Source organism: Ralstonia sp. UBA689 (genome assembly GCF_002298975.1).
Taxonomy (GTDB): domain Bacteria; phylum Pseudomonadota; class Gammaproteobacteria; order Burkholderiales; family Burkholderiaceae; genus Ralstonia.
The window spans coordinates 81,890-108,104 of the sequence record NZ_DBMV01000047.1 but is presented as its reverse complement, the minus strand read 5'-3'; the positions used below and the strand labels follow the sequence as shown (position 1 = coordinate 108,104).

The 26,215-nt window shown below is 65.7% G+C and carries 17 protein-coding genes; 5 read left to right on the top strand and 12 right to left on the bottom strand.

Features of this window, described 5'->3' with window-relative positions:
* Positions 1-357: 357 nt before the first annotated feature.
* Positions 358-1,452 carry a hypothetical protein gene (locus tag B4F51_RS24320; RefSeq protein ID WP_296229403.1) on the top strand — a complete coding sequence of 365 codons (1,095 nt, stop codon included), beginning with the start codon at positions 358-360 and terminating at the stop codon, positions 1,450-1,452.
* Between the two features lie 61 nt (positions 1,453-1,513).
* Here the strand turns inward: B4F51_RS24320 and B4F51_RS24315 are convergent, their stop codons facing one another.
* Both B4F51_RS24315 and B4F51_RS24310 read right to left on the bottom strand, forming a co-directional pair.
* Positions 1,514-2,404, bottom strand: a complete 891-nt coding sequence (locus tag B4F51_RS24315) for a LysR substrate-binding domain-containing protein (protein ID WP_296229402.1) — start codon at positions 2,402-2,404, stop codon at positions 1,514-1,516.
* A 17-nt stretch (positions 2,405-2,421) separates the two neighbouring features.
* Complete coding sequence (locus B4F51_RS24310) at positions 2,422-3,840, bottom strand: FAD-binding oxidoreductase (RefSeq protein WP_296229401.1); 1,419 nt, start codon at positions 3,838-3,840, stop codon at positions 2,422-2,424.
* A gap of 136 nt (positions 3,841-3,976) precedes the next feature.
* Here B4F51_RS24310 and B4F51_RS24305 point away from each other — a divergent pair, with 136 nt between their 5' ends.
* Positions 3,977-4,534 (top strand): cob(I)yrinic acid a,c-diamide adenosyltransferase, encoded by a 558-nt coding sequence (locus B4F51_RS24305; protein ID WP_296229400.1) that lies wholly within the window; start codon positions 3,977-3,979, stop codon positions 4,532-4,534.
* A gap of 69 nt (positions 4,535-4,603) precedes the next feature.
* Here B4F51_RS24305 and B4F51_RS24300 read toward each other — a convergent pair whose 3' ends face one another.
* The 5 genes from B4F51_RS24300 to B4F51_RS24280 all read right to left on the bottom strand — a co-directional run bounded on the left by B4F51_RS24300 (position 4,604) and on the right by B4F51_RS24280 (position 13,825).
* The gene (locus B4F51_RS24300) at positions 4,604-5,503 is read right to left on the bottom strand and encodes a mechanosensitive ion channel family protein (protein ID WP_296229399.1); all 900 of its coding nucleotides are present in this window, start codon (positions 5,501-5,503) and stop codon (positions 4,604-4,606) included.
* 173 nt (positions 5,504-5,676) lie between these two features.
* A complete protein-coding gene (aroG, locus tag B4F51_RS24295; RefSeq protein ID WP_296229398.1) occupies positions 5,677-6,756 on the bottom strand; it encodes a 3-deoxy-7-phosphoheptulonate synthase AroG in 1,080 nt (359 codons plus the stop codon).
* 378 nt (positions 6,757-7,134) lie between these two features.
* A complete protein-coding gene (gene tldD, locus B4F51_RS24290; protein ID WP_296229397.1) occupies positions 7,135-8,598 on the bottom strand; it encodes a metalloprotease TldD in 1,464 nt (487 codons plus the stop codon).
* Between the two features lie 47 nt (positions 8,599-8,645).
* Complete coding sequence (locus tag B4F51_RS24285; protein WP_296229396.1) at positions 8,646-9,527, bottom strand: carbon-nitrogen hydrolase family protein; 882 nt, start codon at positions 9,525-9,527, stop codon at positions 8,646-8,648.
* A gap of 5 nt (positions 9,528-9,532) precedes the next feature.
* Positions 9,533-13,825, bottom strand: a complete 4,293-nt coding sequence (locus tag B4F51_RS24280) for a YhdP family protein (RefSeq protein ID WP_296229395.1) — start codon at positions 13,823-13,825, stop codon at positions 9,533-9,535.
* A 165-nt stretch (positions 13,826-13,990) separates the two neighbouring features.
* Here B4F51_RS24280 and glnE point away from each other — a divergent pair, with 165 nt between their 5' ends.
* Both glnE and rrtA read left to right on the top strand, forming a co-directional pair.
* Positions 13,991-16,879 (top strand): bifunctional [glutamate--ammonia ligase]-adenylyl-L-tyrosine phosphorylase/[glutamate--ammonia-ligase] adenylyltransferase, encoded by a 2,889-nt coding sequence (glnE, locus tag B4F51_RS24275; protein WP_296229394.1) that lies wholly within the window; start codon positions 13,991-13,993, stop codon positions 16,877-16,879.
* Complete coding sequence (gene rrtA, locus B4F51_RS24270; protein WP_296229393.1) at positions 16,876-17,502, top strand: rhombosortase; 627 nt, start codon at positions 16,876-16,878, stop codon at positions 17,500-17,502. The genes glnE and rrtA overlap by 4 nt, the downstream gene beginning before the upstream one ends.
* A 70-nt stretch (positions 17,503-17,572) precedes the next feature.
* On the opposite strand, the gene mprA (B4F51_RS24265) is transcribed toward rrtA, so the two are convergent.
* From mprA (B4F51_RS24265) to B4F51_RS24245, 5 genes are all read right to left on the bottom strand, one after another.
* Positions 17,573-19,534 (bottom strand): MprA protease, GlyGly-CTERM protein-sorting domain-containing form, encoded by a 1,962-nt coding sequence (gene mprA / locus B4F51_RS24265; protein WP_296229392.1) that lies wholly within the window; start codon positions 19,532-19,534, stop codon positions 17,573-17,575.
* Positions 19,535-19,751: 217 nt separating this feature from the next.
* Positions 19,752-21,389 carry an MprA protease, GlyGly-CTERM protein-sorting domain-containing form gene (mprA, locus tag B4F51_RS24260; RefSeq protein WP_296229391.1) on the bottom strand — a complete coding sequence of 546 codons (1,638 nt, stop codon included), beginning with the start codon at positions 21,387-21,389 and terminating at the stop codon, positions 19,752-19,754.
* Positions 21,390-21,687: 298 nt separating this feature from the next.
* The gene (locus B4F51_RS24255; protein WP_296229390.1) at positions 21,688-22,134 is read right to left on the bottom strand and encodes a hypothetical protein; all 447 of its coding nucleotides are present in this window, start codon (positions 22,132-22,134) and stop codon (positions 21,688-21,690) included.
* A gap of 57 nt (positions 22,135-22,191) precedes the next feature.
* Positions 22,192-23,898, bottom strand: coding sequence for a DNA repair protein RecN (recN, locus tag B4F51_RS24250; RefSeq protein ID WP_296229389.1), 1,707 nt, complete (start codon positions 23,896-23,898; stop codon positions 22,192-22,194).
* 143 nt (positions 23,899-24,041) lie between these two features.
* The gene (locus tag B4F51_RS24245) at positions 24,042-24,980 is read right to left on the bottom strand and encodes an NAD kinase (protein ID WP_296229388.1); all 939 of its coding nucleotides are present in this window, start codon (positions 24,978-24,980) and stop codon (positions 24,042-24,044) included.
* Between the two features lie 112 nt (positions 24,981-25,092).
* Between B4F51_RS24245 and hrcA the strand changes: the two genes are divergently transcribed.
* Complete coding sequence (gene hrcA / locus B4F51_RS24240) at positions 25,093-26,160, top strand: heat-inducible transcriptional repressor HrcA (RefSeq protein WP_296229387.1); 1,068 nt, start codon at positions 25,093-25,095, stop codon at positions 26,158-26,160.
* Positions 26,161-26,215 lie beyond the last annotated feature (55 nt).

Below are 26,215 nucleotides of genomic sequence, written 5' to 3'. Positions count from 1 at the left end.
TGAGGGCGTTGTTCAGGGCCGACTCAATATGCTTGATTCCTGCAATTGCGGCAACGTACTTTCGGCCGCAAAGCCTTGTCTCGAAAGGACTGAGGGCGTTGTTCAGGGCCGACTACCTACGACGCAGAGGGGAATCTTAGAACTGTTACCAATGGTGCGGGGAAGACAGGCCAAGCAATTGCATACGATGGCGCAGGTCGTCTCTTAGAGGCTGTCGATGCCAACAATGAACGCATTCGCTATCAGTACAACAGTCGTGGTCAACGTACTCTCTATGAGAAAGCAGGTCGGCAGACTTGGTACGACTACAACGCATTGGGTTTGTTGACGGCTATTAGAGGGCCCGGCGACTTCTATATGGGCTACGAATATGACGCAGCACATCGCTTGATTGCTATCCTGCGTCCTGCAACTGCGGTAGACACGTCATTCGACGAAAATGGAGTGATGAGTCCGTTCACCCTGAATGATGGCACCGCCAAGACGGCAGAAGCTGGCACGCAACCGCTTTGGACTCGTATCTGGTCGTGGTTCCTGGGTTGGTTGGGTAAGTGGATTGGCGATGCGCATGCGCAGGGAGCAATGTCGCGGATCGACGTGCGCGCCTTGCCGGGCCCGGGAGGCGGAATCGATGCGACAGTTGTAGGAGGGGACCCAGCCAATGTGCTCGACCCAACAATCGGACAGCGGCGAGATCCAAGTCAGGTGTTACGGTCTCAGTTAGGCAATGCACTCCATAGCATATGGGAGTCCATACAAGGTGCAGTACAGGCAGTCGCGTCAGTATGCGGCATGGGTGATGATGCCAACCCAGACACGGGACAGAGACCATCCAAAACACCGGAACACCGGGGTCTAAGCATACGAATCCCGGAAGTGGTCAAGAACGCTGGTATGGCGATGATGGTTTGCCATCTAAGGACATCGACCATGACCACGACCATGGACAGGGTGTTCCTCATGTCCATGACTGGTATCGCGACGCCAACGGAAATCCCGTCCGAGGATCGGGTAGGCCATATGATCCGAAAATTGATGGGTGAAATATTAGTGAGAGAACACACGATGGAAGTACTGACCAAGTATCACGATGCCGCTCTAGTTGGTTTGGCAACGGGAGACGTGCATAACGATTTGGCTCTTTCCTTCAAGGCCGAAAATGGCGACGAAACTACTCTGATATTACGTGAATGTCAGTTTTATCGAGTCGTTGATTTTGGTGCCCAAAATATCGTCTCCCGTCTGTTGTTCATTCGAGGCAGCGGCGTTGACGCAGACGCTGTGGAAGAGAAATTGCGGTGGGCGTCAAGCAAAGTCGATGCGCCGAGTTTCCTAACGCCCGAGAGGCTGAAAGTGCTCATCGAGAGAATCAAGGGCGGGGAGTTGGGGTTGCTCTATCTCGAGCCGAGTAACGGAGCCGAACTGGTTGCAGTCTTCAGTGAGATGGCCTGACTTATGTTGATTGGCTGATTCGCTTCTTGCGCAATCGAAGATGCGGATCAGCCCGGTAGCCCTACCAATCCAACCCAAGCAGCCAATCCACAAACTGCTGCGCCTCGGGCTTCATCGGCGCCTGCTCGCGCTGGACGATGTAGTAAGCATGCGGCGACGTGGACTCGATGTCCAGCAACCGCACGATCTGCCCCGAGGCCAGCCAGTTGCGCGCCATTGCCTGCCGCACCAGTGCCACGCCCTGGTTGGACGCCACCGCCTCCAGCATCAGGCCGATGTCGTTGAAGAGCGACCCGGTCGACGGCTCCGGCGCATCCAGCCCTGCCGCCTCGAACCACGGGCGCCACGGCTCCAGCGGGCTGCGCAGCAGCGTGAGGTTCAGCAGTTGCGAGGCTTCGGTGATGGTGTTGCCGCTGATCTGTTCGAAATAGGCGCGCCCGCATGCCGGAAAGACCGGCTCGTTGAGCAGTAGCGTGGTCTTCAATTCCGGGTACCGGCCGGTGCCGTAGCGGATTTCGACGTCGGTGTCTTCGGCTTTCACATCGAGAAACGGAATGGCGAGGTGCAACTCCAGGTCGATGTGCGGGTACAGCGCGTTGAACTCAGGCAAGCGCGGCACGAGGTGCTGGCGCCCGAAGGTGGGCGGAATCGCCACGCGCAACCGTGCGCGCTGCTTGCTGAACTCCGGCCGCGCCAGCTCATGCAGCGTATCGAGCGCAATCTGCACGCTGCGCAGATAACGCGTGCCGGCGGCGGTGAGCCGCAGCGCCGTGCCGGTGCGCACGAACAGGTCTTCGCCCCACAGCTCTTCGAGGTTCTTGATGCGGTGGGACACCGCGCTGGGCGTGACTGACAACTCTTCCGCCGCGCGCGCAAAGCTCGCATGGCGCGCCCCCGCCTCGAAGGCAATCAGCAGGTGCAGCGGAGGAACGCGCTTGAACACGGAAGACATGCGGGCGACCGATGAAGTTACAGATGGAAGATTTTGCCGGGGTTCAGGATGTGCTTCGGGTCCAGCGCCTGCTTGATGCTGCGCATCAGGTCGATGGCGTCGTTGCCGTGCTCGGCGACGAGGAATTCCATCTTGTGCAGGCCCACGCCGTGCTCCCCGGTGCAGGTGCCGTCCATGGCAATGGCGCGCGCGACGATGCGCTGGTTGATGCGTTCGGCTTCTTCCAGTTCTTCCGGCTTGTTCGGATCGATCAGCAGCGCAACGTGGAAGTTGCCGTCGCCCACGTGACCGACGATGGGCGCGGGCAGTTGCAGCGGGCTGGCACGCAGGTCTTTCTCCGTTTCCACCACGCATTCGGCCAGGCGCGAGATCGGCACGCACACGTCGGTGGTGACGGCGCGGCAGCCCGGCTTGAGCTGCAGGAAGCCGAAGAAGGCGTTGTGGCGAGCGTTCCAGAGGCGGCTGCGGTCTTCGGGGCGCGTGGCCCATTCGAAGCCCTGGCCTTTGTGGTCAGCGGCGATCTGCTGGACGGTCTCGGCCTGTTCCTGCACACCGTGCTCGGAGCCGTGGAACTCGAAGAACAGCGTCGGCAGCTCGGGCAGCGTCAGCTTGTCGTATTGATTGATGGCGCGGATGGCCAGCGCATCGACAAATTCCACGCGCGCGATCGGCACGCCCATCTGGATGGTGTCGATCACGGCGGACACCGCGTCGCCCATGCTCGGGAACGCGCACACGGCCGCCGACACCGCCTCCGGCTGCGGATACAGCTTCAGCGTGATCTCGGTGATGATGCCCAGCGTTCCCTCGCTGCCGATGAAGAGGCGCGTCAGGTCATAGCCCGCCGACGATTTGCGCGCGCGATTGGCCGTCTTGATGACGCGGCCATCGGCCGTGACCACCGTCAGGTTCAGCACGTTCTCGCGCATCGTGCCGTAGCGCACGGCGTTGGTGCCGGACGCGCGTGTCGCGCACATGCCGCCGATGGACGCATCCGCGCCCGGGTCGATGGGGAAGAAGAGGCCCGTGTCGCGGATCTCGTTATTGAGCTGCTTGCGCGTGACACCCGGCTCGACCGTCACCGTCAGGTCTTCCGGATGCACCGACAGCACATGGTTCATCTGCGAGAGATCGAGGCTCACGCCACCGGCTACGGCCAGCAGATGCCCTTCGAGCGACGAACCGGCGCCGTAGGGGATCAGCGGAATCGCGTGCTCGTGGCAGAGCTTGGCAACCGTCGCGACCTCTTCCGTGGTCTGCGCGAAGACCACCGCGTCGGGCAGCATCGGGTCGTAGGCGGATTCGTCGCGGCCGTGGTGGGCGCGCACGGCATCGCTGGTCGAGAGTCGGTCGCCGAAACGCGCGCGCAGCGCGTCGAGCATCGTTGAGGGAATCGGCTTGCGCATCAACTGGGAGGGAGGTGCAGGGTGGTTCATGGCGTCTCGCGGGTAGCTGCGGTCTGGAGCCGGCAGTTTGGAGCTCTGCTGGGCTGTCATTCTAACGCCGGGGTTGCGCGTGGCTTGCGATAATGGTCGCCATCAACATTGCACCGCTTTCCAAGGGAGACCCATCGTGGGCAATCGCCTATCCAAGATCGCTACCCGCACCGGCGACGACGGCACCACTGGCCTCGGCGACGGCAGCCGCACAGCAAAAGATAGCCTGCGCATTGCCGCCATCGGCGACGTCGACGAACTGAATTCGCACATCGGCGTGCTGCTGACGGAAACGTTGCCGGACGGAGTGCGCGCTGCGCTCACGGCCATCCAGCATGACCTGTTTGACCTGGGTGGCGAGCTGTGCATTCCGGGCTACACGATGGTCACGCCGGCGCACGTGCTGCGCCTGGACCAGTGGCTGGCCGATTACAACGCCGATCTGCCGCGCCTGGCGGAATTCATCCTGCCCGGCGGCAGCCGCGCTGCAGCGCAGGCCCACGTGTGCCGCACGGTCGCGCGGCGGGCGGAGCGCAGCATCGTCGCGCTCGGCCGCGCGGAGTCGATTGGCGAGGCGCCGCGCCAGTACGTCAATCGCCTGTCGGACCTGCTGTTCGTGCTGGCGCGCGTGCTGAACCGCGCCAGTGGCGGCGCGGACGTCCTGTGGGAACGTGACGTGCACAAGCCAGCCTGACCATCGTCATCGCCCCAAAACAAAACGGCCCGGTATTCGCACCGGGCCGTTTGCTTTGCGGGGTGTGGATCAGTTCAAGTTCGTTGGCGCGGCGTTCTGCGTCATGGCAGCCAGCCCTGCCAACTGGCCCGGCGTCGTGATGGTCAGCGCCTGCGACGGCGTGGGCGCCGGGAAGCCGGCCTCGGCCAGCGCTTCCTTGATCGTGCGGTTGGTGTCGAAGTAGACCTGCCAGTAGTTGTCGTTGTGCGTGTACGGACGCACCGCCAGCACCGGCCCGACCAGGTTGAACTCCAGGATCTCCACATCGACCGCCGGATCGGCCAGCACGTTCGGGATCGTTGCGATCCTCTCCTTGAGCAGCGCGATGGCGGCGCGATGGTCGGCATTGCCGGCCAGTTGGGCCTTCAACTCCACGCGGCGGAACGGGTTGACCGTGTAGTTCTGGATCGTGTCGGAGAAGATCTTGTTGTTGCCGACCATCGTGACCACGTTGTCGGGCGTGTTGAGGGCCGTGGCAAACAGGCCGATCTCCTTGACCGTGCCCGTCACGCCACCGGCCGTGACGAAGTCCCCCACCTTGAACGGCCGCAGCACGATCAGGAACGCACCCGCCGCAAAGTTTGACAGCAGCCCCGACCACGCCATGCCGATGGCCACACCGGCGGCAGCAATCAGCGCTGCGAACGTCGTCGTCTGGATGCCGAAGTAGCCGAGAATGCCGATCACCAGCAGCACGTTCAGCGTGACGGTGATGACTGAACCGACGTAGCGCAACACCGTTGGGTCCACCTTCTGCCGCTCCAGCGACCCCTGCACCATGCGCACGGCCACGTGGATCAGCCAGCGGCCAACCACCCAGAAGACGATGGCGGCGAGGATCTTCATGCCGACGTCAGCGGCGTACTGCGCCACGATCGCCTGGTACTTGCTTGCGGTGCTGACGGTGGTGTCCACCAAGTTGTCTGCCATAGTTGCCTCCAGAGAGTGAGCAGGGGGGGGAAACCCACCAACGATATGTCAAAGACAACGCACTTGTGTGATTTTGATAATTATTGCTCACATTTGTTGTATATCCGGGCTTCCTCAGGGCAAAAAAAAAAGGACGCCCGCAGGCGTCCTCGTTCATGGGCGGTCAACGCTGATCAGTTACCGCTGCTCGGCACCAGACGGCGCTTGCGCACGGCATCAGCCAGTGTTTCCAGCACTTTGACCGAGTCATCCCAGCCGATGCACGCGTCGGTTACGCTCTGGCCGTAGTTCAGGTCGGAAACAGGTGTGCCCTGCACATGATCCTGGCGGCCGGCGTTGATATGCGACTCCACCATCACGCCGACGATGCGGTTGTCGCCGCTGGCCATCTGGCGGGCGATGTCTTCGCACACCGGGATCTGGTTCTCGTGCTTCTTGCTGCTGTTGGCGTGCGACGCGTCGATCATTAGACGTGCGGCCAAGCCCGACTTGGCGATTGCCTCACAGGCTTCCTGCACGCTAGTGGCGTCGTAGTTGGGCGTCTTGCCGCCGCGCAGGATGATGTGGCAATCCTCGTTGCCCGCCGTCGACACGATGGCCGAGTGGCCGCCCTTGGTGACCGACAGGAAGTGGTGCGGCTGCGATGCGGCCTTGATAGCGTCTACGGCGATCTTCACGTTGCCGTCGGTGCCGTTCTTGAAGCCGACCGGGCACGACAGTCCGGAAGCCAGCTCGCGGTGCACCTGGCTTTCGGTCGTGCGCGCGCCGATCGCGCCCCAGCTCACCAGATCGGCGATGTACTGCGGGCTGATCACATCGAGGTATTCGGTGCCGGCGGGCAGGCCCAGCTCGTTGATGTTCATCAACAGCTCACGTGCGGTGCGCAGGCCATCGTTGATCTTGAAGCTGCCGTCCATGTACGGGTCATTGATCAGGCCCTTCCAGCCGACCGTGGTGCGCGGCTTCTCGAAGTACACGCGCATGACGATTTCCAACTCGTTCTTGAAGCGCTCGCGCTGCTCGACCAGGCGGCGGGCGTAATCCATTGCTGCCTTGGTGTCGTGGATAGAGCAGGGACCGATGATGACGATCAGGCGGTCGTCCATGCCATGCAGGATGCGATGCATCGCGTTGCGGCTCTGGTAGATCAGATCGGACACGGTGTCGCTGCACGGGAATTCGCGGATCAGGTGCGACGGTGGTGTCAGCTCTTTGAGTTCGCGAATACGCAAGTCGTCGGTGTTCTTCGGCATGGAAAGCTCCGGGGATGTGTCTTGAGTTCTATTGGAAACGTCTACTGTGTTCGGATTATGTTTCGCGTCGGTGCCGGGGTGGGGCGGAGACTGGGCGAAAAAAAACCGCCAGGGTCGCTGGCGGTTTTCGGTATCTATCGGGTGCTTTTATTTTTGCTGCAAGCGCCCCTCTCCTTCCGCCAGCGGTGCGAGATGCCAAAAGTAAAAGTAAAAAAACTTGGCGAAGGACATGGAGAGAAAGCTAGGCAATGCAACAAAAACTCGGGAACTGCGCTATCGCGCTGCACCAATCGAACCGTCTTTATAACCCCTTTTTCTGGGGGCCGCAAGCACGAATTTTCCGGGCATGCGGCACCCAAACGACGGCTTCGCGGCCAATCAAATCGTGCCGCCCACCGTCATGTTCTCGATGCGCAGGGTCGGCTGGCCCACGCCCACCGGCACGCTTTGGCCTTCCTTGCCGCATACGCCGATGCCCGAATCCAGGCGCATGTCGTTGCCGATCATGGTCACGTGCTTGAGGGATTCCGGGCCGCTGCCGACCAGGGTCGCGCCCTTGACCGGCGTGGTGATCTTGCCGTCTTCGATCAGGTAGGCCTCGCTGGCCGAGAACACGAACTTGCCGTTCGTAATGTCGACCTGCCCGCCGCCGAAGTTGACCGCATACAGCCCCTTCTTGACGCTGGCGATGATCTCCTTCGGGTCCTTGTCGCCGCCGAGCATGTAGGTGTTGGTCATGCGCGGCATGGGCAGGGCGGCGTAGCTCTCGCGGCGGGCGTTGCCCGTCACGGGCATCTTCATCAAGCGCGCGTTGAGCGTGTCCTGCATGTAGCCGGTGAGGATGCCGTCTTCGATGAGGGTGTTGCACTGCGTGGGGTTGCCTTCGTCGTCGAGGTTGAGCGAGCCGCGGCGGTTGGCCAGCGTCCCGTCATCCACCACGGTGACGCCCTTGGCCGCCACGCGTTCGCCCATGCGGCCCGAGAATGCCGATGAGCCCTTGCGGTTGAAGTCGCCCTCCAGGCCGTGGCCGATGGCCTCGTGCAGCAGCACGCCGGGCCAACCCGGGCCGAGCACGACGGTCATGGTGCCGGCTGGTGCGGGCTTGGCTTCCAGATTGACGAGTGCGGAAGACACCGCTTCGTCCACGTATTGCTGCAGCAGGTCGTCGGAGAAGTAGCCGTAGGCATAGCGGCCGCCACCGCCGGAGCTGCCCATCTCGCGGCGCCCGCCTTGCTCGGCGATGACGGTGACGGAAATGCGCACCAGCGGTCGCACATCGGCGGCGATCACGCCATCGCTGCGCGCGACCAGCATCACGTCGTATTCGCCGGCCAGGCCGGCCATGACCTGCACCACGCGCGGGTCTTTGGCGCGAGCGAGTTTTTCGATGCGCTCAAGCAGGGCGACTTTATCCGTCGCCGTCATGGAGTCGAGCGGGTCGCTTGGCGCGTACAGCGCGCGGCCGCCGTTCTGGCTCTGCAGGCTGCTCGCCACCTTGACGCGCCCGGCGCCGGCGCGGCCGATGGTGCGCGTGGCGCCGGCGGCCTGCATCAGCGCGGGCAGGCTGATGTCGTCGGAGTATGCAAACGCGGTGCGGTCGCCCGAGACGGCGCGCACGCCCACGCCCTGGTCGATGCTGAAGCTGCCCGACTTGACGATGCCTTCTTCGAGGCTCCACGCTTCGTTGCGCGTGTATTGGAAATACAGGTCGGCGTAGTCGACGCGGTGCGTGAAGATGTCGGCCAGCGCGCGCTGCAGGTGCGCTTCGTCAAGGCCGTACGGATCGAGCAGCACGCGGCGCGCGATGGACAGATTCTGGATGGCGATGTCGCCTGCGTTCATGGTGGGTTCTCGCTTATCGCAAAAGCAGCAAAAGAATTCGGTTGGGCTTACATCACACGATGTTTCAGGGCCGGCAGGTCGCGGCGCACCTGGGCCAGACGCGCCGGGTCCATGTCGCCGATGGCAATGCCTTCGCCTTCGGGCACGGAAGCGATGATCTCGCCCCACGGATCAACCAGCATGGAATGGCCCCAGGTGCGGCGGCCGTTCTCATGGCGCCCGCCTTGTGCGGCGGCGAGCACGTAGCATTGGTTCTCGATGGCGCGGGCGCGCAGCAGGATCTCCCAGTGCGCGGCGCCGGTCACGTAGGTGAAGGCCGCCGGCATCAGAATCAAGTTCAGGTTGCCCTGCGATGACAGCGCCCGGTACAGCTCCGGAAAGCGCAGGTCGTAGCACACCGACATGCCAACACGCCCGCACGGCGCATCGAATGCGACCGGCGTGTCGCCCGCCTCGATGGTGCGGGCTTCGTCATAGCGTTCTTCGCCGCGCACGAAGTTGAACAGGTGGATCTTGTCATAGCGCGCGACACGCCGACCGGCCGGGTTGTACGCGAGCGACGTGTTGCGCACGCGCTGCTCGTCTTCGCACCACAGCGGCAGCGTGCCGCCTACGAGCCACAGCTTGTGGCGGCGCGCGGCATCGGCCAGGAAGGACTGGATCGGGCCGTTCTGATCATCCTCGCGGATGGCGACCTTGTCGCTGTCCTTCCGGCCCATCATGCAGAAGTACTCGGGCAGCAGCGCCAGTTGCGCGCCCTGGGCGGCGGCTTCGGCCAACAGCGCGTCGGCGCGCGCCAGGTTGGTGTCCACGCCAATGCCTGACACGGTCTGGATGGCCGCGACGCGGAAAGGTGCCGGAAACGGCATATCCGAGCGCACATCCGTGCTGGATGCGGCGGAGGTTGAGGTGACGGTCGTGGAAGTCATGGGGCCTATTTTGCCGAGGTTTCGGAATGGCTGCCTGCGCCGGAGTGTGACGCGACCTTGTCGATCTTCGGGTTGGCCCAGCTTCCGGTGACACGGTATTCCGTGGCGAACGCCTTCGACATCTGCTCGCCCAGGATCAACTGGGCCGCCAGCGTCCCCAGCCCGAGGGCCGGATTGATGAATGCCGCGGCCAGCGAGGCGGACGTTGCATCGACCTTGGGCGTGACGTTGACATAGAGGTCCTGCGTTTCGTCGAGGATATTGGCCGAGCCCTTCATCGCGACCTGGAACTGCGGGCCCTTGACGATGAAATCGTCCGTGCTGGCAACGCCGTTGGCGATGGTGCCGGTGGCCGCCACACTCTCGAACGGCGTGCCACGTCCGGTGGCGCTGCGCAGATCGGTGGCGAAGTGCAGCAGCCCCTGCAGGCTCAGCACGCCAGCCAGCTTGGCCAGGCCCGGATCGACCGGCAGGAACTGGCCGCGCTCCAGGTTCAGCGCCATGCGGCCGTTGAGCGTCGGATAGTCGATCGACATCGGCGAACCGCGCCACACCACGCGGCCTTCAAGCTTGCCCTTGGCGCCGTCGAGCACCTTGGCGAAGCCCATCTTCTGCAGCAGATCGCCGGAGTCGCGCAGGTCGAGGCGGAAGTCGAGCTGGGTACGGCGGTCGGGGTCATCGCCAAGGCTGGTATTGCGCAGGCGGCGTGGAATGCGCCACGTGCCTTGCGCGGTGAGCGTGGCGGCGGGTTGCTCGATCTTGAGCGTCTCCAGCGTCCACACCGGCGCGCCGTCGTTGATCTGGCTGCGCGCCTTGATCTCTAGCTTGCCCAGCGCCTTGCCGCGCAAATCGAACTTGTCGGCCACCAGGTCTAGCGATGGGATCTCCTGCGAACTGCGTGCCAGCGATTCGGTCAGCGCGGTCTCTTCCTGTGCATCGGGAATACTCATGCGCGACAGGCGCATGGTCAGTTCGCCAAAGGGCACGGCGTCGCTCTCGGCGTGCCAGCGCGCGCTGCCCGCGATCTCGCGCGACTCGATGGTCGATTGCCAGTTGGCGCCGTCGCGCGTCGCGCTGATGCTGACGGCGTTGAAGTCGCGACCGAGGATGCGCAGGGTCTGTGCGCGACCGTTGAGGCGGCTGGGCAGATAGGCGTTGGGGTTGCCAGCGGCGCTGGCCGTGGCGTGTTCGGCGGTAATCTGGCTGGCACTCTTGTCGGAGGCGGGCGTGGCAAAGACTTGACGCCAGGCGTCGATGTCCAGGTGGTCCAGCGCCAGATTTGCCTGCACGCCCTCGGACGGCTGCGGCACCGGCTGTCGCACGCCGATACCGCCACGCAGGACTTCGGTGTCATTGCCGTTGCTGCGCAGTTCATAGCGTGCGGCGGCGATATCGCCGATCTGCAGCGAGACCTCGTCCAGGGCGCCGTTGGTGGCCAGCGGCTGCATGTCGAAGCGCACCGGCAGCGGCTGGCCGGCGGCCTTGTTGAGCGGCGCAGGCAGGCGCACCGTCATTGGCGTGAGGTCGGATTGCACCTGCACGATCGGCCGATGCTGCCTGACGCTGATGGTCGCGCTGTACGGCGCGCTGCCCTCCAGCGTACGGGCAATCGCGGCGATGGGGCCGCCTTCCGGAGCCGTCTCGCGCAGGCCCTGCGCCGTTGCGGTGCCCGCCACCTGAATGCGGATCGTGCCATCGGGCGCGGTGCCGCCGGTCGGGCGGATTTCGCCGCCGGCAAAGCGCGCGCGCAGGTTGTCGAAGCCGATGCCCTTGTGCGTGAAGGTGAGCGCGCCCGTCACGTCCGTTAGCGGCGGCGCCTGCGGAATGAGGGTGATGTCGTTGCGCAGGAAGGTGACGCTGCCCTGGGCGCGTGAGTTGTGCATCTCGTGCAGCGGCAGGTCCAGCTTGAGCGCTAGCGTGGCGTTGCCCCGGGCACGCGCATCCTGGGTGAAGTGGCCGATCCACTGGCCGACAGGGCTGGCCTCGATGTATTGCAGGAAGTTCTGCGTGGGGCCGTCGCCGCGCCCTTCGATGGTGAGCAGCGGGCTGTGGTCGTCCATGTCGGGCAGGCTGCCGTTCACGTCCTGCAGGTTTACGCCCATCACCCTGGCGCGCGCGACCTTGAATGCCAGCGATGCCCTGTCGAAGATGACCGTGCCGTCGATATCGGTGAAGAGAGGCCATTCGCTGACGCGCGCCGGTGCCTGGCCCGGCGGATTGTGTGCGGTCTCGTGCGGAGACGTCTGATAGCTCACGCCCTGGATCGGCACCTCGACGCGGAACGCGCCCTTGTGCGGCGGGCGGAACGGGAAGTCGAACAGGTCGCCCGACAGCACGAAGCCAACGTTGCTGGCGGTGCCGGCCTGCAGCGCGCCGGCCAGGTACTCGCGCAACTGCTGCCCGATGGACAGCGGCAGGTAGCGCGGCACGCGCGGCACGTTGGCGCGTTCGAGCGTGCCTTTCAGATCGACGGTGCCGACGTGGCTGGTGTCTGGCGCATGACGGTAGTTGCCGGAGATGCGTGCCGACAGGTCGCCGTTGGAGAACGTCAGGTTGTCGCTCGTGACCACCAGTTCCTGCTTGCGGTACGTCCAGTTGAAGGTGCCCTGCAGACGGTCCAGCGGCACACGCGGATCTTCAAAGGTGCCGGGCAGGAGCAGGGCGGCGTCGGCGGAGTCGATGCGCAGCGTGCCCTTGTCGTCGGAGAAGACAGCGTTGCCGGAGAGGTTCTCGATGCCGGGCACGGCCGATTCCGGGTGATGGCCCGGTGGCAGGGCGGGCAGCGCGCCGGGTCCGAACGAGACCTGGCGCAGCGTGGCGCGGCCGGTAAAGTGCACAGGGACCGGCGTGTCCGGCCGCCAGCGGGAGACATCGCGCTGCCAGTTGATGTCGAGATCGTCGATGCGGCCGGCCGGTTGTTTGGTGCGCAGCGGTTCCAGCACGCCGGCTGGCAGCGGCAAGGCGGTGGCGATGCTGCGCAGGTCGGCCAGGTCCAACGTGGTGGCCTTGACCTGCAGGCGGCGCAGGGCGTCGCGCGTGTCGAGCGCCCAGCCCACGGTGACGTTGCGCAGGCCGCGCGGCGTGCCTGCGGGGTTGGCGGGGGCTTCGATACCGGGGCCGGCCAGCTCTGGCGCTGGCGCAGGCTGTGCGGGCGGGTTCAGCGGTTGCCAGAGCAGCGTATCGACACGCAGTGTGTGTTCGCCGCCCGAGGTGCGCTGGTGTGTGGCCAGCACCTGCAGGCTGCGCAACTGCAGCGGGTCCAGATCTTTGCGGACCTGGAGGTCGAGTTGCTGGCCGGTCAGCCGCGCCTGGCTGCGCGTGAAGACGCCCCCCGCAAATTCCACCGAGCCATCGGAGGTGAGCGTGCCGCTGTTGGCGGCGGTCAGCACGGGCACGTAGCGCTGCACGGCGGCCAGTTGCAGCGTGTTGACCTGCCAGGTGGCCTGGCCGCGCCAGTGGTGCCAGTCGCCCGGGCGGGCCAGGAGGTCGTGGCGGAAATCCGCTTGTAGCTTGATCGGGCCGGTGAAGAGCGTGGGCGAGGTGCCGCTGGCGTTCAATTGGTGGCGCGTGGGGCCGCTGTGCAGTTGCACATGTACGTTGCCAAGGGCCACCTCGGGCAGCTTCTGCTGCTCGTCGAGCCAGCGCACGGCGCCTTCACGGAAATCGATGTCGCCCTGGGAGAGCAACTGGTCGAAGAAGCTGCCGTCTCCGCTCGTGTCGGGCGACAGCGGCATGCCCGCCACGAACAGAGCGCCGGCTGCGTTGCGGCGGACCAGCACGTCGGCGCGATTGGCGTGCAGCACGGCAAAGGTGATCTGCATGCGCAGCAACGAGCGCCACGACAATCGGGCCTGCACGTCCTGCACGGCAAAGGTCTGGCGGCCGGCGATGTCGCGTGCCTCGATGCGTTGGGCACGGAAGGCGGGGTGCCAGCCTTCCCAGTAGGTGTCCAGCGAGCCGATGCCGACCGTGGCGTGCAGTGCGCTGGACGCCTCGTGCTCCATCCACTCGCGCGCCACGCTCACGCGCGGCCACAGGACAAAGCGCACGAGCAGCATCCCGACGAGCGCCAGGATGACGAGTGCAGCCGCCGTTTTCCAGAGGATGCGCCACAGCTTGCGCCAGATCGGCGCGCGCAGGACAGCCTTGATGCCCCCGCCTGTCTTGCCCGCCAGCCGCAGAATCCACGCCCAGGCCGTCGGCGCAGCCGCACGCATGCCCGTCCGGTGGGGGGGCAGGGTGCTGGCGTTTCTGCCTTCGGACTTCGGCGAATCTGGGGGCTGGGGCGGGCGAGGCATGATCCGGATTATCCGATATTCGCGCGGCGGCGCCACATTTGATGGCCGGCGTCGTCTCAGCCGAGCGCGGAGCATGCCCGTTGCCCGCGAAAGTACGTGACCACCGACCGGCCCGCACGCATTTCAGCGAGAATGGATATTTCCCGCCCTGCCCTGATGGTTCGCATGACCGATTCCGCCCTGTCTGCCCAGCCGTTCCTGCAAGCTCCGGCCTGTGTGCCGGAAGCCCACGCCGCTGCCGCTCCCAACACCGCGCTGCCGTTTGCGCTGGCGTATTCCCGATACGTCCAGCGCCAGGCGCAGGCGCGTGAGGGCTGGGCCGAACGCACGCAGGCCGCCGTTGCCCGCCCCATCGATGAGGCATGGCTGTCGGCGCGCTTTGCCGAGCTGTTCGACACCGCCGCCATCGAGCCGGAAGCCGCGCTCAAGCGCGCATTGCGCCAGCTGCGCAACGAGGTGTTTGCGGCCGTGGTCGAGCGCGACTTGTCCGGCGTCGCCACGCTCGACGAGGTGACGGGCACCATGACCGACCTGGCCGAGTTTGCCGTGCGGGCCGCCATCTCCGTCATCGGCCAGGAGCTGGGCGCGCTGCACGGCCAGCCGATCGGGCAATCCTCGGGTGAGGAGCAGGAACTGGTGGTGGTCGGCATGGGCAAGTTGGGCGGGCGCGAACTCAACGTCTCGTCCGACATCGACCTGATCTTCCTCTACGACGAGGAGGGCGATACGCAAGGTGGTCCGCGTCCGCTGTCCAACCATGAGTACTTCACTAAGCTGGGCCGGCGCCTGATCAACGCGCTGGCCGACGTGACCGAAGACGGCTACGTCTTCCGCGTCGACATGCGCCTGCGTCCGAACGGCGACGCTGGGCCGCTCGCGTGCAGCCTGGGCATGCTGGAGGAATATTTTGTCGTGCAGGGCCGCGAGTGGGAGCGCTACGCCTGGATCAAGGGCCGCGTCATTACCGACCCGACCAGCCCGCACGCGGTGCGCGTGATCCAGCAGCTTGATCGCGTGACCGGGCCGTTCGTCTTCCGCCGCTACCTGGACTACGGCGTGATCGCCGCCATCCGTGCGCTGCACGCGCAGATCCGCGCCGAGGCGGCCAAGCGCAGCAATGGCGCAAACCGCCAGCACGGTAGCGGACACGGCGGCCACTTGCATGCGCGCTCGCCCAACATCAAGCTCGGGCGCGGCGGCATTCGCGAGATCGAATTCATCGCGCAGGTGTTCCAGCTCATCCGCGGCGGGCAGGATTTTGCGCTGCGCGTGCGGCCCACGCTGGATGTGCTGCGTGCGGCGTCCGAGCGCGGCCTGATTGATGCCGAGGTGGTCGCGCGCCTGACCGAGGCGTACCGCTTCCTGCGCCAGCTCGAACACCGCCTGCAGTACATCGAAGATGCGCAGACGCACAACCTGCCCGGCTCGCCGGAAGACCAGTTGCGCGTGGCGCGCATGATGGGTTTCGACGATTACGCCGCGCTGGTCGCGCAGCTTGAGGCGTATCAGGACGAAGTCGCCCAGCAGTTCGAGCAGACGTTCTCCGACAAGCAGGACAGCCAGCCGCCGTGCGCTTCCGTGTGGCATGCCGATCTGCTTGAGGATGAGCACACCGAGACCGCCCGCGCCCAGCTCGCCGAACTCGGCTATGCCGACCCGGACGGCGTGCTCGAGCGCCTGCGCGCGTCGCGCTACTCGCCGCGTTACCGGGCGCTGTCGGAGGTGAGCCGCCAGCGGTTCGACCTGCTTATCAACCGCGCGCTCGACCATGCCTCGCGGCAGACCGATGCCGATGTCACCATCGCGCGCTTCCTGGATTTTTTCGGTGCCATCAGCCGGCGCGCGTCGTACCTGTCGCTGCTGTGTGAATACCCGCAGGCCCTGGAGCGTGTGGCGCATACGCTGCACGCGTCGCGCTGGGCGGCGGACTATCTGACGCGCCATCCGCAACTGCTGGATGAACTGCTGGACGTGGAGGCGTTGTCTGCCGATCCGGATTGGCCGGCGTTCCGCGAGCGCGTGCGTGACCGCTTGCGCGCTGCCGCCGATCACGTCGAGATGCAGATGGACATCCTGCGCCAGGAACACCATGCGGAAACCTTCCGCATCCTGCTGCAGGATCTGCAGGGCATGCTCAGCGTCGAGCACATCAGCGATCGGCTCTCCGACCTGGCGGATGCCGTGCTGGACCTCACGCTGGAAACCGTCTGGCAGCAGGTGGCGACGCGCCACCGCGAGGTGCCGCGCTTTGCCGTGGTGGCCTACGGGCGGCTGGGCGGCAAGGAACTGGGCTACGCGTCGGACCTCGACATCATCTTCCTCTACGACGATGACGACGAGCGCGCCCCCGATGTATACGCGGCCTTTGCGCGCAAGCTCATCACCTGGCTGACCAGCCATACCGCCGCCGGCACGCTGTTCGACGTAGATACGCGCCTGCGGCCGAACGGCGCGGCTGGCCTGATGGTCACGCATTTCGAAGCCTTCCGTCGCTATCAGATGCGCGAGGGCGACAACGCCGCGTGGGTGTGGGAGCACCAGGCGCTTACGCGTGCGCGTTTTTGCGCGGGCGATGCGGAGATCGGCGCGCGTTTCGAGGCACTGCGCACCGCCGTGCTGCGACAGGAACGCGAGGCGGGCCCGTTGCGCGATGAGATCGTGGCGATGCGTGAACGCGTGCTGGAGGGCCATGCCAACCCCACGCAGTTCTTCGATCTCAAGCACGACCGCGGCGGCATGGTCGATATCGAATTCACCGTGCAGTTCCTGGTGCTGTTGCACAGCGCGGCGCATGCGGAGCTTACGCGCAATGCCGGCAACATCGCGCTGCTGCGCATGGCCGGCGAGCTGGGGCTGATCGACCCCGCACGCGCTGCCCAGGTGGCCGACGCGTACCGCGACTTCCGCGCGCGCCAGCACAAGCTGCGGCTGGACGGGCAGTCCGCCGCACGCGTGGCGGCCGGCACTTGCGCGCATGAGGCCGCCCAGGTGCGCTCGCTGTGGGAAGACGTGTTCGGCACGGCACCGGCAGGCGAACCTCTGCACGCCGCATGAGCGCGCGTCTGCAAACGGCGCGTGCCTGGGCGGCGTGCGTCGGCGTCGCAGGGGTGTCGGCGGCGTTTTCGTTCGTGCCGTGGCTGCATGCCGTCGGGCTGTATCAGCGCGATGCTGTGCGTGCGGGCCAGTGGTGGCGCATCGTCACGGCCATGTGGGTGCATCTGGACGTGTGGCATTGGCTGGCCGACGCCATGGCGGCAGCGGGGCTGATCCAGCTGCTGGCGCGCGTGCTGCGGCCGCAAGCGATCGTCGGTGCGCTGGTGGCGTGCGGGGTGCTGGTGCAACTGGCGCTACTGAATCAGCCGGCCGTGCAGTGGTATGGCGGACTTTCCGGCGCGCTGCACGGGCTGGCGGCGTGGGGCGGGCTGCGGCTGCTGCGCGCTCCGACAGGCGAAGCGGATGATCGCCTCTCGCGCTGGATCGGCGTCCTGCTATGCGTGGGCGTGCTGGCAAAGGTGTGGCTGGAGCAATCGTGGCTCTCGCCCATCGTCTTCGACCCGCACTGGGGCTTCGGTGTGGTGCGCATCGCGCATGCCTTCGGGGCGGCAAGCGGCTTGCTGATCTGGGTGCTGGGGGAGTGGCGCGCTCAAGGAAAGCGGGTGCGCGGCGAGCGCGAATGACACATCGGATACGAAAAACGGGCACGCCAGCTCACTGCCGGCGTGCCCGTTTCGCGTGAACGCGGGTCGGTTACGCGGTCTTGCGACGCTGCAAACCGAAGGCGCCGGCGGCCAGCAGCAGGCCGGCCAGCCACAGCGGGAGGTGACCACCACCGCCGTTGTTGCTGTCGGTCACGGCGTTGGAGCCGGTGCCCGGTGCCGAGGTCGTGGCGGTCACGCTGGTGGTGTCGGTGGCTGTGGCGCCCGCGCTGTTGGTCAGGGCGACGCTGAAGGTGTAGACACCGGCAGTGGTCGGCGTGAAGGTGGCCGTGCTATTGCCGTTGGCATCGGTGGAGGTCGTCAGGGTCACGGAACTTCCGCCGGTTTGCGTCCAGACCGGAGTGCCTGCCGTCTTGCCGTAGCCCGCGCCGCCCACGGCGGTCAGCGTGACCGCCGTGTTGGCGCTCACGCTCGAAGCCGATGTGGAAGCGTGCACGGTGGGCGTGCCCTGGGTCTGGACCAGGGCCGAGCCGGCGTCCAGCATGCCGGCGCCGCAATTGCCTGCATGCGTAGCGCAGTACGTGCCGGGCGGGAATGGGCGGGCCGACTGCTTGAGGATCGTTGCAACGTTGTCCGGCGTGAGCGCAGGCTGGATCGACAGCATCAGCGCGGCCACAGCGGCAACGTGCGGCGTGGCCATCGACGTGCCCATGTCGTTGGCATATTTGTCACCCGTGGGCGAGGCAACCGGCGATGTCTTGCCGGTATTGGACAACGACACGATGGTGTTGCCGCTGCCCTTGATGACCGTGCCCGTGCCGCCGCCCGGCGCGCTGATCGTGGTCTGCGCGCCCACATTGGCGTACCAGGCGTTATCGCCTTCGAACGTGTGTGCCGTGACAGCAAGGGTGCCAGTGCAGTTGGCAGGTGCATCGACTGGCCCCGATTCATTGCCGGTGGCGACCACGATGGTCACGCCCGATGCCCGCGCCATCGTGATGGCGCTCTGCTCGCTCGGAGAACAGGCGCCGTGACTGCCCAGGCTCATGTTGATGACCTTGACGGGAGTCGGATTGTTCGTGATGCCCGGCACAGAGCCTCCGGCCAGCCAAGTCATCGCATCCATGATGTCGGATGTCGAGCCGCCGCACTTGCCCAGCGCTCGCGCCATCTGCACGCGCGCGCCAGGTGCGACGCCGGCGATGCCGATGCCGTTATTGATCTGCGCCGCGATCTGGCCCGCCACGAAAGTGCCGTGCCAACTGCTGTCGGTTTGGCTGCCGCACAGCGTCGGGAAGGAAGTGGCGTCGCTGCTGCTGACCCAGTCACCAGGGTCTGACGGGTCGTTGTTGTTCGCGTTATCGTTGGCGCCGTTGTTGACGAATCCGCTGGTGATGGCATTGCCGGTCTTGGGATCGGTCGAGCCCACCATCGCACTGCTGCTGACGAAGTTGTAGCCGGTGCCGAACTTCGCCCCGCTGAAATTCGCGTGGTCGGCGCGAATGCCAGTGTCGACGATCCCAATGCCGATGGTGCTTACGCCCATGGTCGTGTTCCAGGCGGTTGTCACGTTGGCACCGCCGGCCACGCTGGTGCCGGGCAGCAGATTCCACTGTTGGTTGAATAGCGGATCGGTGGCCAGCGCCATCGGCCGCATGATCCGGTCTGGCGAGACGTATTCGAACTGGCCGCTCGACTCCATGCGCTGCGCGACGGCCTGCGCGTCTTCGATCGTCATGACCTTGGGCAGCGTCACCACGTGCGCACCGCCCGACATCGGCCGCTTGTATGTCACCGGCAACTGCGCCGCGGCCGACCACCGTTGCACCGTTGCTACGTCGGCACGCATCGCTGTGCCGTCCGACGAAATCGATTGCGTCTTCAACGCGCCACTGGTGTCGGTCTTTTCCTTGACGATCAACTGTGTGACCCACTGCAACTGCGAGTTGAACGTTGTCGATTTTTCAACCGCCAGTGCCGGCAGAGCGTGATACGACACCAATCCGAGCGCCACCAGCGCACGGACCATACCCCCGGGAGCCATTGTTTTCATTCAAGCAGTCCTGTTCTTGTCAGCAATTGAAATTTGGTGACGGCATTGTCCAAAAGGATCGTGAAGGTGTGGTCAAGACTGGGCTAAATAAAAACCCTATTGTTAACAGCCTAGGCAGATATGCGGGCGACGCTAGGTGAGGAAAGGAGGTGCCGTAGGAGGGGCAAACGAAAACCGCCTCCACATGGGAGGCAGTCTTGTCTGGCCGATGGCAGGGTCAATGCGGCAGCAGGCGCCGGCGCCGACATGCAAGCCCGAGGGCCAGCAGCAGGGTCGCCTCCATCAACGGGACGGTACCACCACCGCCCGAGCCGCCCGAGCCGCCGGAACTGCCCGAACCGGATGAGCCGTTGCCGGCCCCAGCGGGCGCCGTCCGCTGTGCATAGCCCACCGCGCCCGCCGCATCCAGCAGCCCCGCGCCGCAAACGCCGGCATTGGTGGTGCAGAACGTGCCGCTCGGATGCGCGCGCGCCGTCTGCTGCAGGCCGGCCAGCACCTGCGCGTTCGACAGTTGCGGCTGCACACTCAGCATCAGCGCGATGGTGCCGGCCACTTCCGGCGTCGAGAAGCTGGTGCCGGCAACGACTCCACCCGGTGTGTTCGGTTTGACGACAGGGTTGCCCGGCGAATACGAGCCGTCGTTGGAATCGACCACGATGGTGGACGGCAACGCGCATGACGGCTGCGAATTGGGGCAACCGCCGCCGGGCGCGCTGATGGCCACCTGCGGTCCGACATTGGCGTAGCTGGCGTTTTCTCCGCTGTCGACGTGTGCGGTCACGGCGATGGCGCCCGAGCAGTTGGCCGGCGCATCGACGCTCTGGGCTGCTTCGTTGCCCGAGGCGGCCACCACGATGGCGCCGCGCGCCGCAAGCTGGTTCACTGCATCCTGCTCAGCAGCCGAGCACTGGCCCACGCTGCCCAAGCTCACATTGACCACGCGAGCCGGGTTGGCATTGGTGGGCGCGCCCGAAACGGCGATGCCACCGGCCCACAGCATGCCGTCAACGGTATCGGACAGCAGAGCGCCGCACCTGCCTGATACACGCACCGGCACGACCTGCGTATTCCAGCCTACCCCGGCGATGTCGATCAGATTGTTCGTGCTGGCGGCCAGTACGCTGGCCACCTCGGTGCCGTGCCAACTGCTGGTGTGCACGTCGGACGTCGTGCACGAGAGGCTCGGGTACTGGGAGGTGGACGTTACGCCGTCGCCCATGTCGTACGCATCGGTTCCACGCCCGAAGAGATTGCCTGCGCGGACGGGGTCGGAGATGAAGTTGTAGCCGGGCAGGATCTTGGCGGACAGGTCCGGATGGTCGGTATAGCCCGTGTCGACCACGGCCACCACCATGCTGGGCGAGCCTTTCGTAATGTCCCAGGCCGCAGCGACGTTGATGCCGCCCGCCACGACCGTCGGCGAAGCCAGGTTGGTCTGGGTGGCAAAGAGTGCGTCGTTAGGGACGATCGCTGGGCGGAGAATGCGGTCAGGCACCGCATAGGCCACGCGCGCGTCCTGCGCGATCTTGGCAGCCGCCGCCTCGATGCTGGCGGCGTCGGTCAGGCCGGTGCCCATGAGCTGCGCCTGGCTGGCCAGTGTGCGCTTGACCTGCAGCGTGCTGCCCGCGGCCTGCGCGACGGACAGCAGCCGGTTGTTCACCTCGGCGGCTGACAGCGTCTTGCGCGTGCCGCTGGTGTCGTTGCGCCATTTGATGATCAGGTCGCCGGTGTATTGCGGCTGCACGGTGGAGGCGGGGGCGGCATTGGCCGGGTAGCCACCCATCAGCCACGCGGCGAAGGCCACGCTGGCACCTGCATGGAGCCAGGACTTCAACCGAAAAAGGGAAGGGGTCATCGTGCGCGCTCCGTGGCATCTTGTTGTCTGAGAAACGTCGTCAAGATCGGCCGGTTGACGGTACGTTACACAAAATCAAAGGTAGCACGCGACCTGCCCATTTGTTGTGGCATGAATCCGACTGCACATTCGGGAAATTGCTGATTGAGGGCAGACGGATCCCAAGCGCGAAGCGGCGCCGATGGGCTTGAGTCCGGAACAGGGCGCCAGAGGGCGCCCGCACATTCACTGTGTGAAGATCGCCACGTCCGCCAGGCGGCGCCGGGCCGCAGAAGCCATTGGGCGTTGCCGATGGCGTTCAGCGCTGGATCTTCATGATCCGATCCGGATCGGCCGAGGCGATGCCAGGCGCTGCACGCAAGGCCGCGACGGCGCCGTCCAGCGTGGCTGAAGCATCGCCCGAACTGGCGCGCACGACCCAGAAGCCGCCCGACATCGGCCGCACAATGGCAAAAGCCAGGCGCGGCGTGGCACGGGCGCCGACCGCATCCACCACATTCTGCACCGCGGCGGACGAATCCGTCGGTGTGCGCAAGCCGATGATGATGTCGCCCAGGGTTTGCGCGGCCGACACGGACGCCGGCGGTTGGGTGTTGACCGAGGCGGGGTCCATGGCGGGCGGTTTGCCGGGGTCAATGGCCGGCACGGACTTGCACGCGGCCAGCAGGAACAGGCCGAGCGCCGCCGCCAACGCGGGCTTGGCAGACGACAGCAGAGGACGGGTTCGGGCAGCCGGACGGGCCATGAGGTTCTCCTTGGATTCGGGTGAGGGCATTTGCGCGGGGCAGTGCCGGGTATGCAATCACTGCGCCACGCGTCGGGACTTTCGCGCGGCCGGCGCGGGGACAGCGTGCGCACGGCCGGCGGCCAGCATTTCGTCGGCATGGCGGCGCGTGGTGTCGGTGAGCGACGCGCCGCCCAGCATGCGGGCGATTTCATCCACGCGGCCGGTGGCGTCCAGCACCACCAGATCCGAACGGGTGCTGCCAGCCACCGTCTGCTTGGCGACCTGGATATGGTGATTGGCCAGCGCCGCCACCTGCGGCAGGTGGGTCACGCACAGCACTTGGCGGCGCGTGCCCAGTTCGCGCAGGCGCCGGCCGACGACTTCGGCCACTGCACCGCCGATGCCGGAATCGACTTCGTCGAAGATCAGCGTCGGGGTCGGGCTGGCTTCGCTGGCGATCACCGAGATGGCCAGGCTGATGCGCGCCAACTCGCCGCCCGACGCGACTTTCGCCAAGGGGCGCGGCGATACGCCGGCATGCCCGGCAACGAGGAATTCCACCTGTTCCAGTCCGGCCGCGCCGCCATGCTCCAGCGGGTGCAGCGCGATGTCGAAACGTCCACCCGCCATCGACAGGCCCTGCATGGCGTCGGTCACGGCATCGGCCAGCTCGCGCGCGGCCTTGGCACGGGCGCGCGACAGTGCCTGCCCGACCACCATGTAGGCGGCGTGGGTTTGGGCTTCCTGCACCTGCAGTGCATCGAGGTCGGACGCGGCCTGCAGCGCGGCCAGTTGTGCCTGGCGCTCGGCCAGTTCGGCCGGCAGCGTTTCGGGGGCGACGCGGTATTTGCGCGCCATGGTGTGCAGCGCCTGCATGCGCGCATCGACTTCGGCCAGGCGGTCCGGGTCCAGCTCCGTGCGATCGGCGTAGCGGGCAAGCGAATGCACGGCTTCCTGGATCTGCACTTCAGCCGGCTCCAGCGCGGCCAGCACGTCGGCCAGCGCCGGATCGATTTCGGCCAGCTCCCGCAGCGTGTGGAGCGAGGCGCCCAGTTGCGTGAGCACTGCGCCTTCCGCTTCGGAAAGGCCATCGAGCGCCGCGCGCGTGCCTTCGATCAGGCTGGCGGCGTGCGACAGGCGGTGATGCTCGGCCTGCACGTCTTCCCACTCGCCGGGCTGGGGGCCAAGCTTCTGCAATTCGTTGACCTGCCATTCGACGCGCTCGCGTTCGAGCTGCGCCTCGCGCGATTGCTGTTCGGCTGCTTCACGCAGGCGCACCACGGTTTGCCACTCGCGATAGTGCCCGCCGACCACGCGCACGGAAGCTTCAAGGCCGGCATGGGCGTCGAGCAGGCTGCGCTGGGCGTCCGTCTTGAGCAGCAGTTGATGCGCGTGCTGGCCGTGGATGTCGACCAGTTGTTCGCCCACTTCGCGCAGTTGCGCCAGTGTGACGGCCGCACCGTTGATGAACGCCTTGCTGCGGCCGGCCGCGTCGACGGTACGGCGCAGGAGGATGACGCCCTCGTCATCGTGCAGCTCGTGTGCCTCCAGCCACGCGGTCACGTGCGGATGCACGTCGAATTCCGCGGTGATGTCGGCGCGCGGCGCACCCTCGCGCACCACGGCGGCATCGGCGCGCTCGCCGAGCGTCAACGCCAGCGCGTCGATCAGGATGGACTTGCCCGCGCCGGTCTCGCCCGTGAACACGGTAAAGCCGTCGGCCAGGTCGAGGTCCAGCGCGTGGACGATGACGAAATCGCGAATGGTGAGGCTGCGCAGCATGGCGGAAGCAATGGTTGGGTCAGAACCTGCTCATGATCCGTAGCGAGCGGCCCGAGGTTGGCGTGAGAAGCCCAGCAGTACATGGGTACGGTGAGGATCGCAAGGCCAAGATCGGGGCGCGCATTAGGATCATGAGCAGGTTCTTAGAGCCGGTTGTCTTCGGTCGGGTACTCGTGCCAGTGCAGCTTCTTGCGCAGCGTGGCGTAGTAGTTGTAGCCGACCGGGTGCAGCAGTTGCACGGTGCGCTCGGAACGGCGCACCACGATGCGGTCGCCCGGCAGGAGCGACGTGAGCGACTGCATGTCGAAGTTGACGCTGGCATCGCGCCCGCTGGTGACCTGGATCACCACCTCCGCATCGTGCGGGATGACGATCGGCCGGTTGGACAGCGAATGCGGCGCGATCGGCACCAATACCAGTCCCGAGAGCGCCGGATGCAGGATCGGCCCGCCGGCGGACAGCGCATAGGCCGTCGACCCGGTGGGCGTGGAGACGATCAGGCCGTCCGAACGCTGGTTGTACATAAAGAAGCCGTCCACCGACACGGCCAGCTCGACCATGCCCGAGAAGCCCGAACGGTTGACCACCACGTCGTTGAAGGCCAGGGCGGAGAAAATGCTCTCGTCGTCGCGCACGACCTGCGCTTGCAGCAGCGTGCGTGTCTCGGCCTCGTAGCGGCCGGCCAGCATGTCGGGCAGCACGCTGTGCACGTCTTCGAACGGGATGTCGGTCATGAAGCCGAGCCGCCCGTGGTTGACGCCGATCACGGGCACGGCGGCGCCGGCCAGGTGGCGGCCGATGCCGAGCAGCGTGCCATCACCGCCGAGCACGACGGCCACGTCGGCCTGGCGGGCCATCTCTTCGGGTGGCAGGGCAGCGTAATCCTGCACGCCGATGTTGAGCGCCGTCTCGCGCTCGAACACGATGTCGTGCCCGCCTGCGGCGATGCACGAGGCCAGTTCCATGAGCGGGCCGGCAATGTTGGCGGCCGAATACCGGCCGACCAGCGCGACGGTCTTGAAAGGCGAAACAGGCGAGGCGGCGGGAGCTTGCGGGGCCACGGCAGACGGGGGAATCGACATGCGCGCATTACACCATATCGATATGACCGTCGCCACGTTTGGCACGCGTTTGGCGAAGAAACGCCTGCGTCACTCCTGGGCGGGCCCCGATTTTGCGTAAAATTGAGAAATTATGGACAAACGCGCCACCATCCTCCTCAAGACCCTGATCGAGCGGTATATCGCCGAGGGCCAGCCTGTGGGCTCGCGCACCTTGTCGAAGTATTCGGGCCTCGATCTGTCGCCGGCCACCATCCGCAATGTGATGTCCGACCTGGAGGAGATGGGCTTCATCGCCAGCCCGCACACTTCGGCCGGCCGCGTGCCGACGCCGCGTGGCTACCGCCTCTTCGTTGACACCATGCTGACTGCCAGCCCGCTGGACGCGTTGGGCATGCTGGGCGCGCACGACCGCATGGCGCAGCAGATGGCCGGTGTGATTGCCGAACAGGTGCGCACGCAGTTGGCTTCGCATGGGTCGGAGTCGTCGCAGCGGGTGATTGCGGCGGCGGCGCAGACGCTGTCGAACCTGTCGCAGTTTGCCGGCGTCGTGATGACGCCACGCCGCTCGCACGCCTTCCGGCAGATTGAATTCATGCGGCTGTCGGAGTCGCGCATCCTGCTGATCGTCGTCACGCCCGAGGGCGACGTGCAGAACCGCATCATCCATACCGATACGCCTTACACCCCGTCGCAACTGGTGGAGGCGGCCAATTACATCAACGCGCACTACGGCGGCATGACCTTCGACGCCGTGCGCGAACGCCTGCGCGGCGAGCTGTCTGCATTGCAGGCCGACATGACCTCGCTGATGCAGGCGGCGGTGGAGGCGGGCAGCAGCGCCGTGTCGGACGAAGACCCGGTGGTCATCTCCGGCGAGCGCAAGCTGCTGGACGTGGAGGATCTGTCGTCTTCCATGGACAAGCTGCGGCGCCTGTTTGCCGTGTTCGAGCAGAAGACGGGCCTGCTGCAACTGCTGGATGTATCGAGCCGCGCCGAGGGCGTGCAGATCTTCATCGGCGGCGAGAGCAGCCTGGTGCCGCACGAAGACATGGCCGTCATCACCGCACCGTACGAGGTGGACGGCAAGATCGTCGGCACGCTGGGCGTGATCGGCCCGATGCGGATGGCCTATGAGCGCGTGATCCCCATCGTGGACATCACCGCCAAGCTGCTGTCCAGCGCGCTCAGCCAATATTGATGTACCGGTTGGTCTGCATGCGGGCTGCATAAGCTCAGCCGATTTTCTTCGACGA

Bases quoted from the DNA above. Each gene is read 5' to 3' on its own strand.
- B4F51_RS24320 (WP_296229403.1), top strand. From the start codon at position 358: ATGGGCTACGAATATGACGCAGCACATCGCTTGATTGCTATCCTGCGT.
- B4F51_RS24280 (WP_296229395.1), bottom strand. From the start codon at position 13,825: ATGCCTCGCCCGCCCCAGCCCCCAGATTCGCCGAAGTCCGAAGGCAGA.
- aroG (WP_296229398.1), bottom strand. From the start codon at position 6,756: ATGCCGAAGAACACCGACGACTTGCGTATTCGCGAACTCAAAGAGCTG.
- rrtA (WP_296229393.1), top strand. From the start codon at position 16,876: ATGAGCGCGCGTCTGCAAACGGCGCGTGCCTGGGCGGCGTGCGTCGGC.
- glnE (WP_296229394.1), top strand. From the start codon at position 13,991: ATGACCGATTCCGCCCTGTCTGCCCAGCCGTTCCTGCAAGCTCCGGCC.
- B4F51_RS24255 (WP_296229390.1), bottom strand. From the start codon at position 22,134: ATGGCCCGTCCGGCTGCCCGAACCCGTCCTCTGCTGTCGTCTGCCAAG.
- B4F51_RS24300 (WP_296229399.1), bottom strand. From the start codon at position 5,503: ATGGCAGACAACTTGGTGGACACCACCGTCAGCACCGCAAGCAAGTAC.
- B4F51_RS24245 (WP_296229388.1), bottom strand. From the start codon at position 24,980: ATGTCGATTCCCCCGTCTGCCGTGGCCCCGCAAGCTCCCGCCGCCTCG.
- hrcA (WP_296229387.1), top strand. From the start codon at position 25,093: ATGGACAAACGCGCCACCATCCTCCTCAAGACCCTGATCGAGCGGTAT.
- B4F51_RS24310 (WP_296229401.1), bottom strand. From the start codon at position 3,840: ATGAACCACCCTGCACCTCCCTCCCAGTTGATGCGCAAGCCGATTCCC.
- B4F51_RS24315 (WP_296229402.1), bottom strand. From the start codon at position 2,404: ATGTCTTCCGTGTTCAAGCGCGTTCCTCCGCTGCACCTGCTGATTGCC.
- mprA (WP_296229391.1), bottom strand. From the start codon at position 21,389: ATGACCCCTTCCCTTTTTCGGTTGAAGTCCTGGCTCCATGCAGGTGCC.
- mprA (WP_296229392.1), bottom strand. From the start codon at position 19,534: ATGAAAACAATGGCTCCCGGGGGTATGGTCCGTGCGCTGGTGGCGCTC.
- tldD (WP_296229397.1), bottom strand. From the start codon at position 8,598: ATGAACGCAGGCGACATCGCCATCCAGAATCTGTCCATCGCGCGCCGC.
- B4F51_RS24285 (WP_296229396.1), bottom strand. From the start codon at position 9,527: ATGACTTCCACGACCGTCACCTCAACCTCCGCCGCATCCAGCACGGAT.
- recN (WP_296229389.1), bottom strand. From the start codon at position 23,898: ATGCTGCGCAGCCTCACCATTCGCGATTTCGTCATCGTCCACGCGCTG.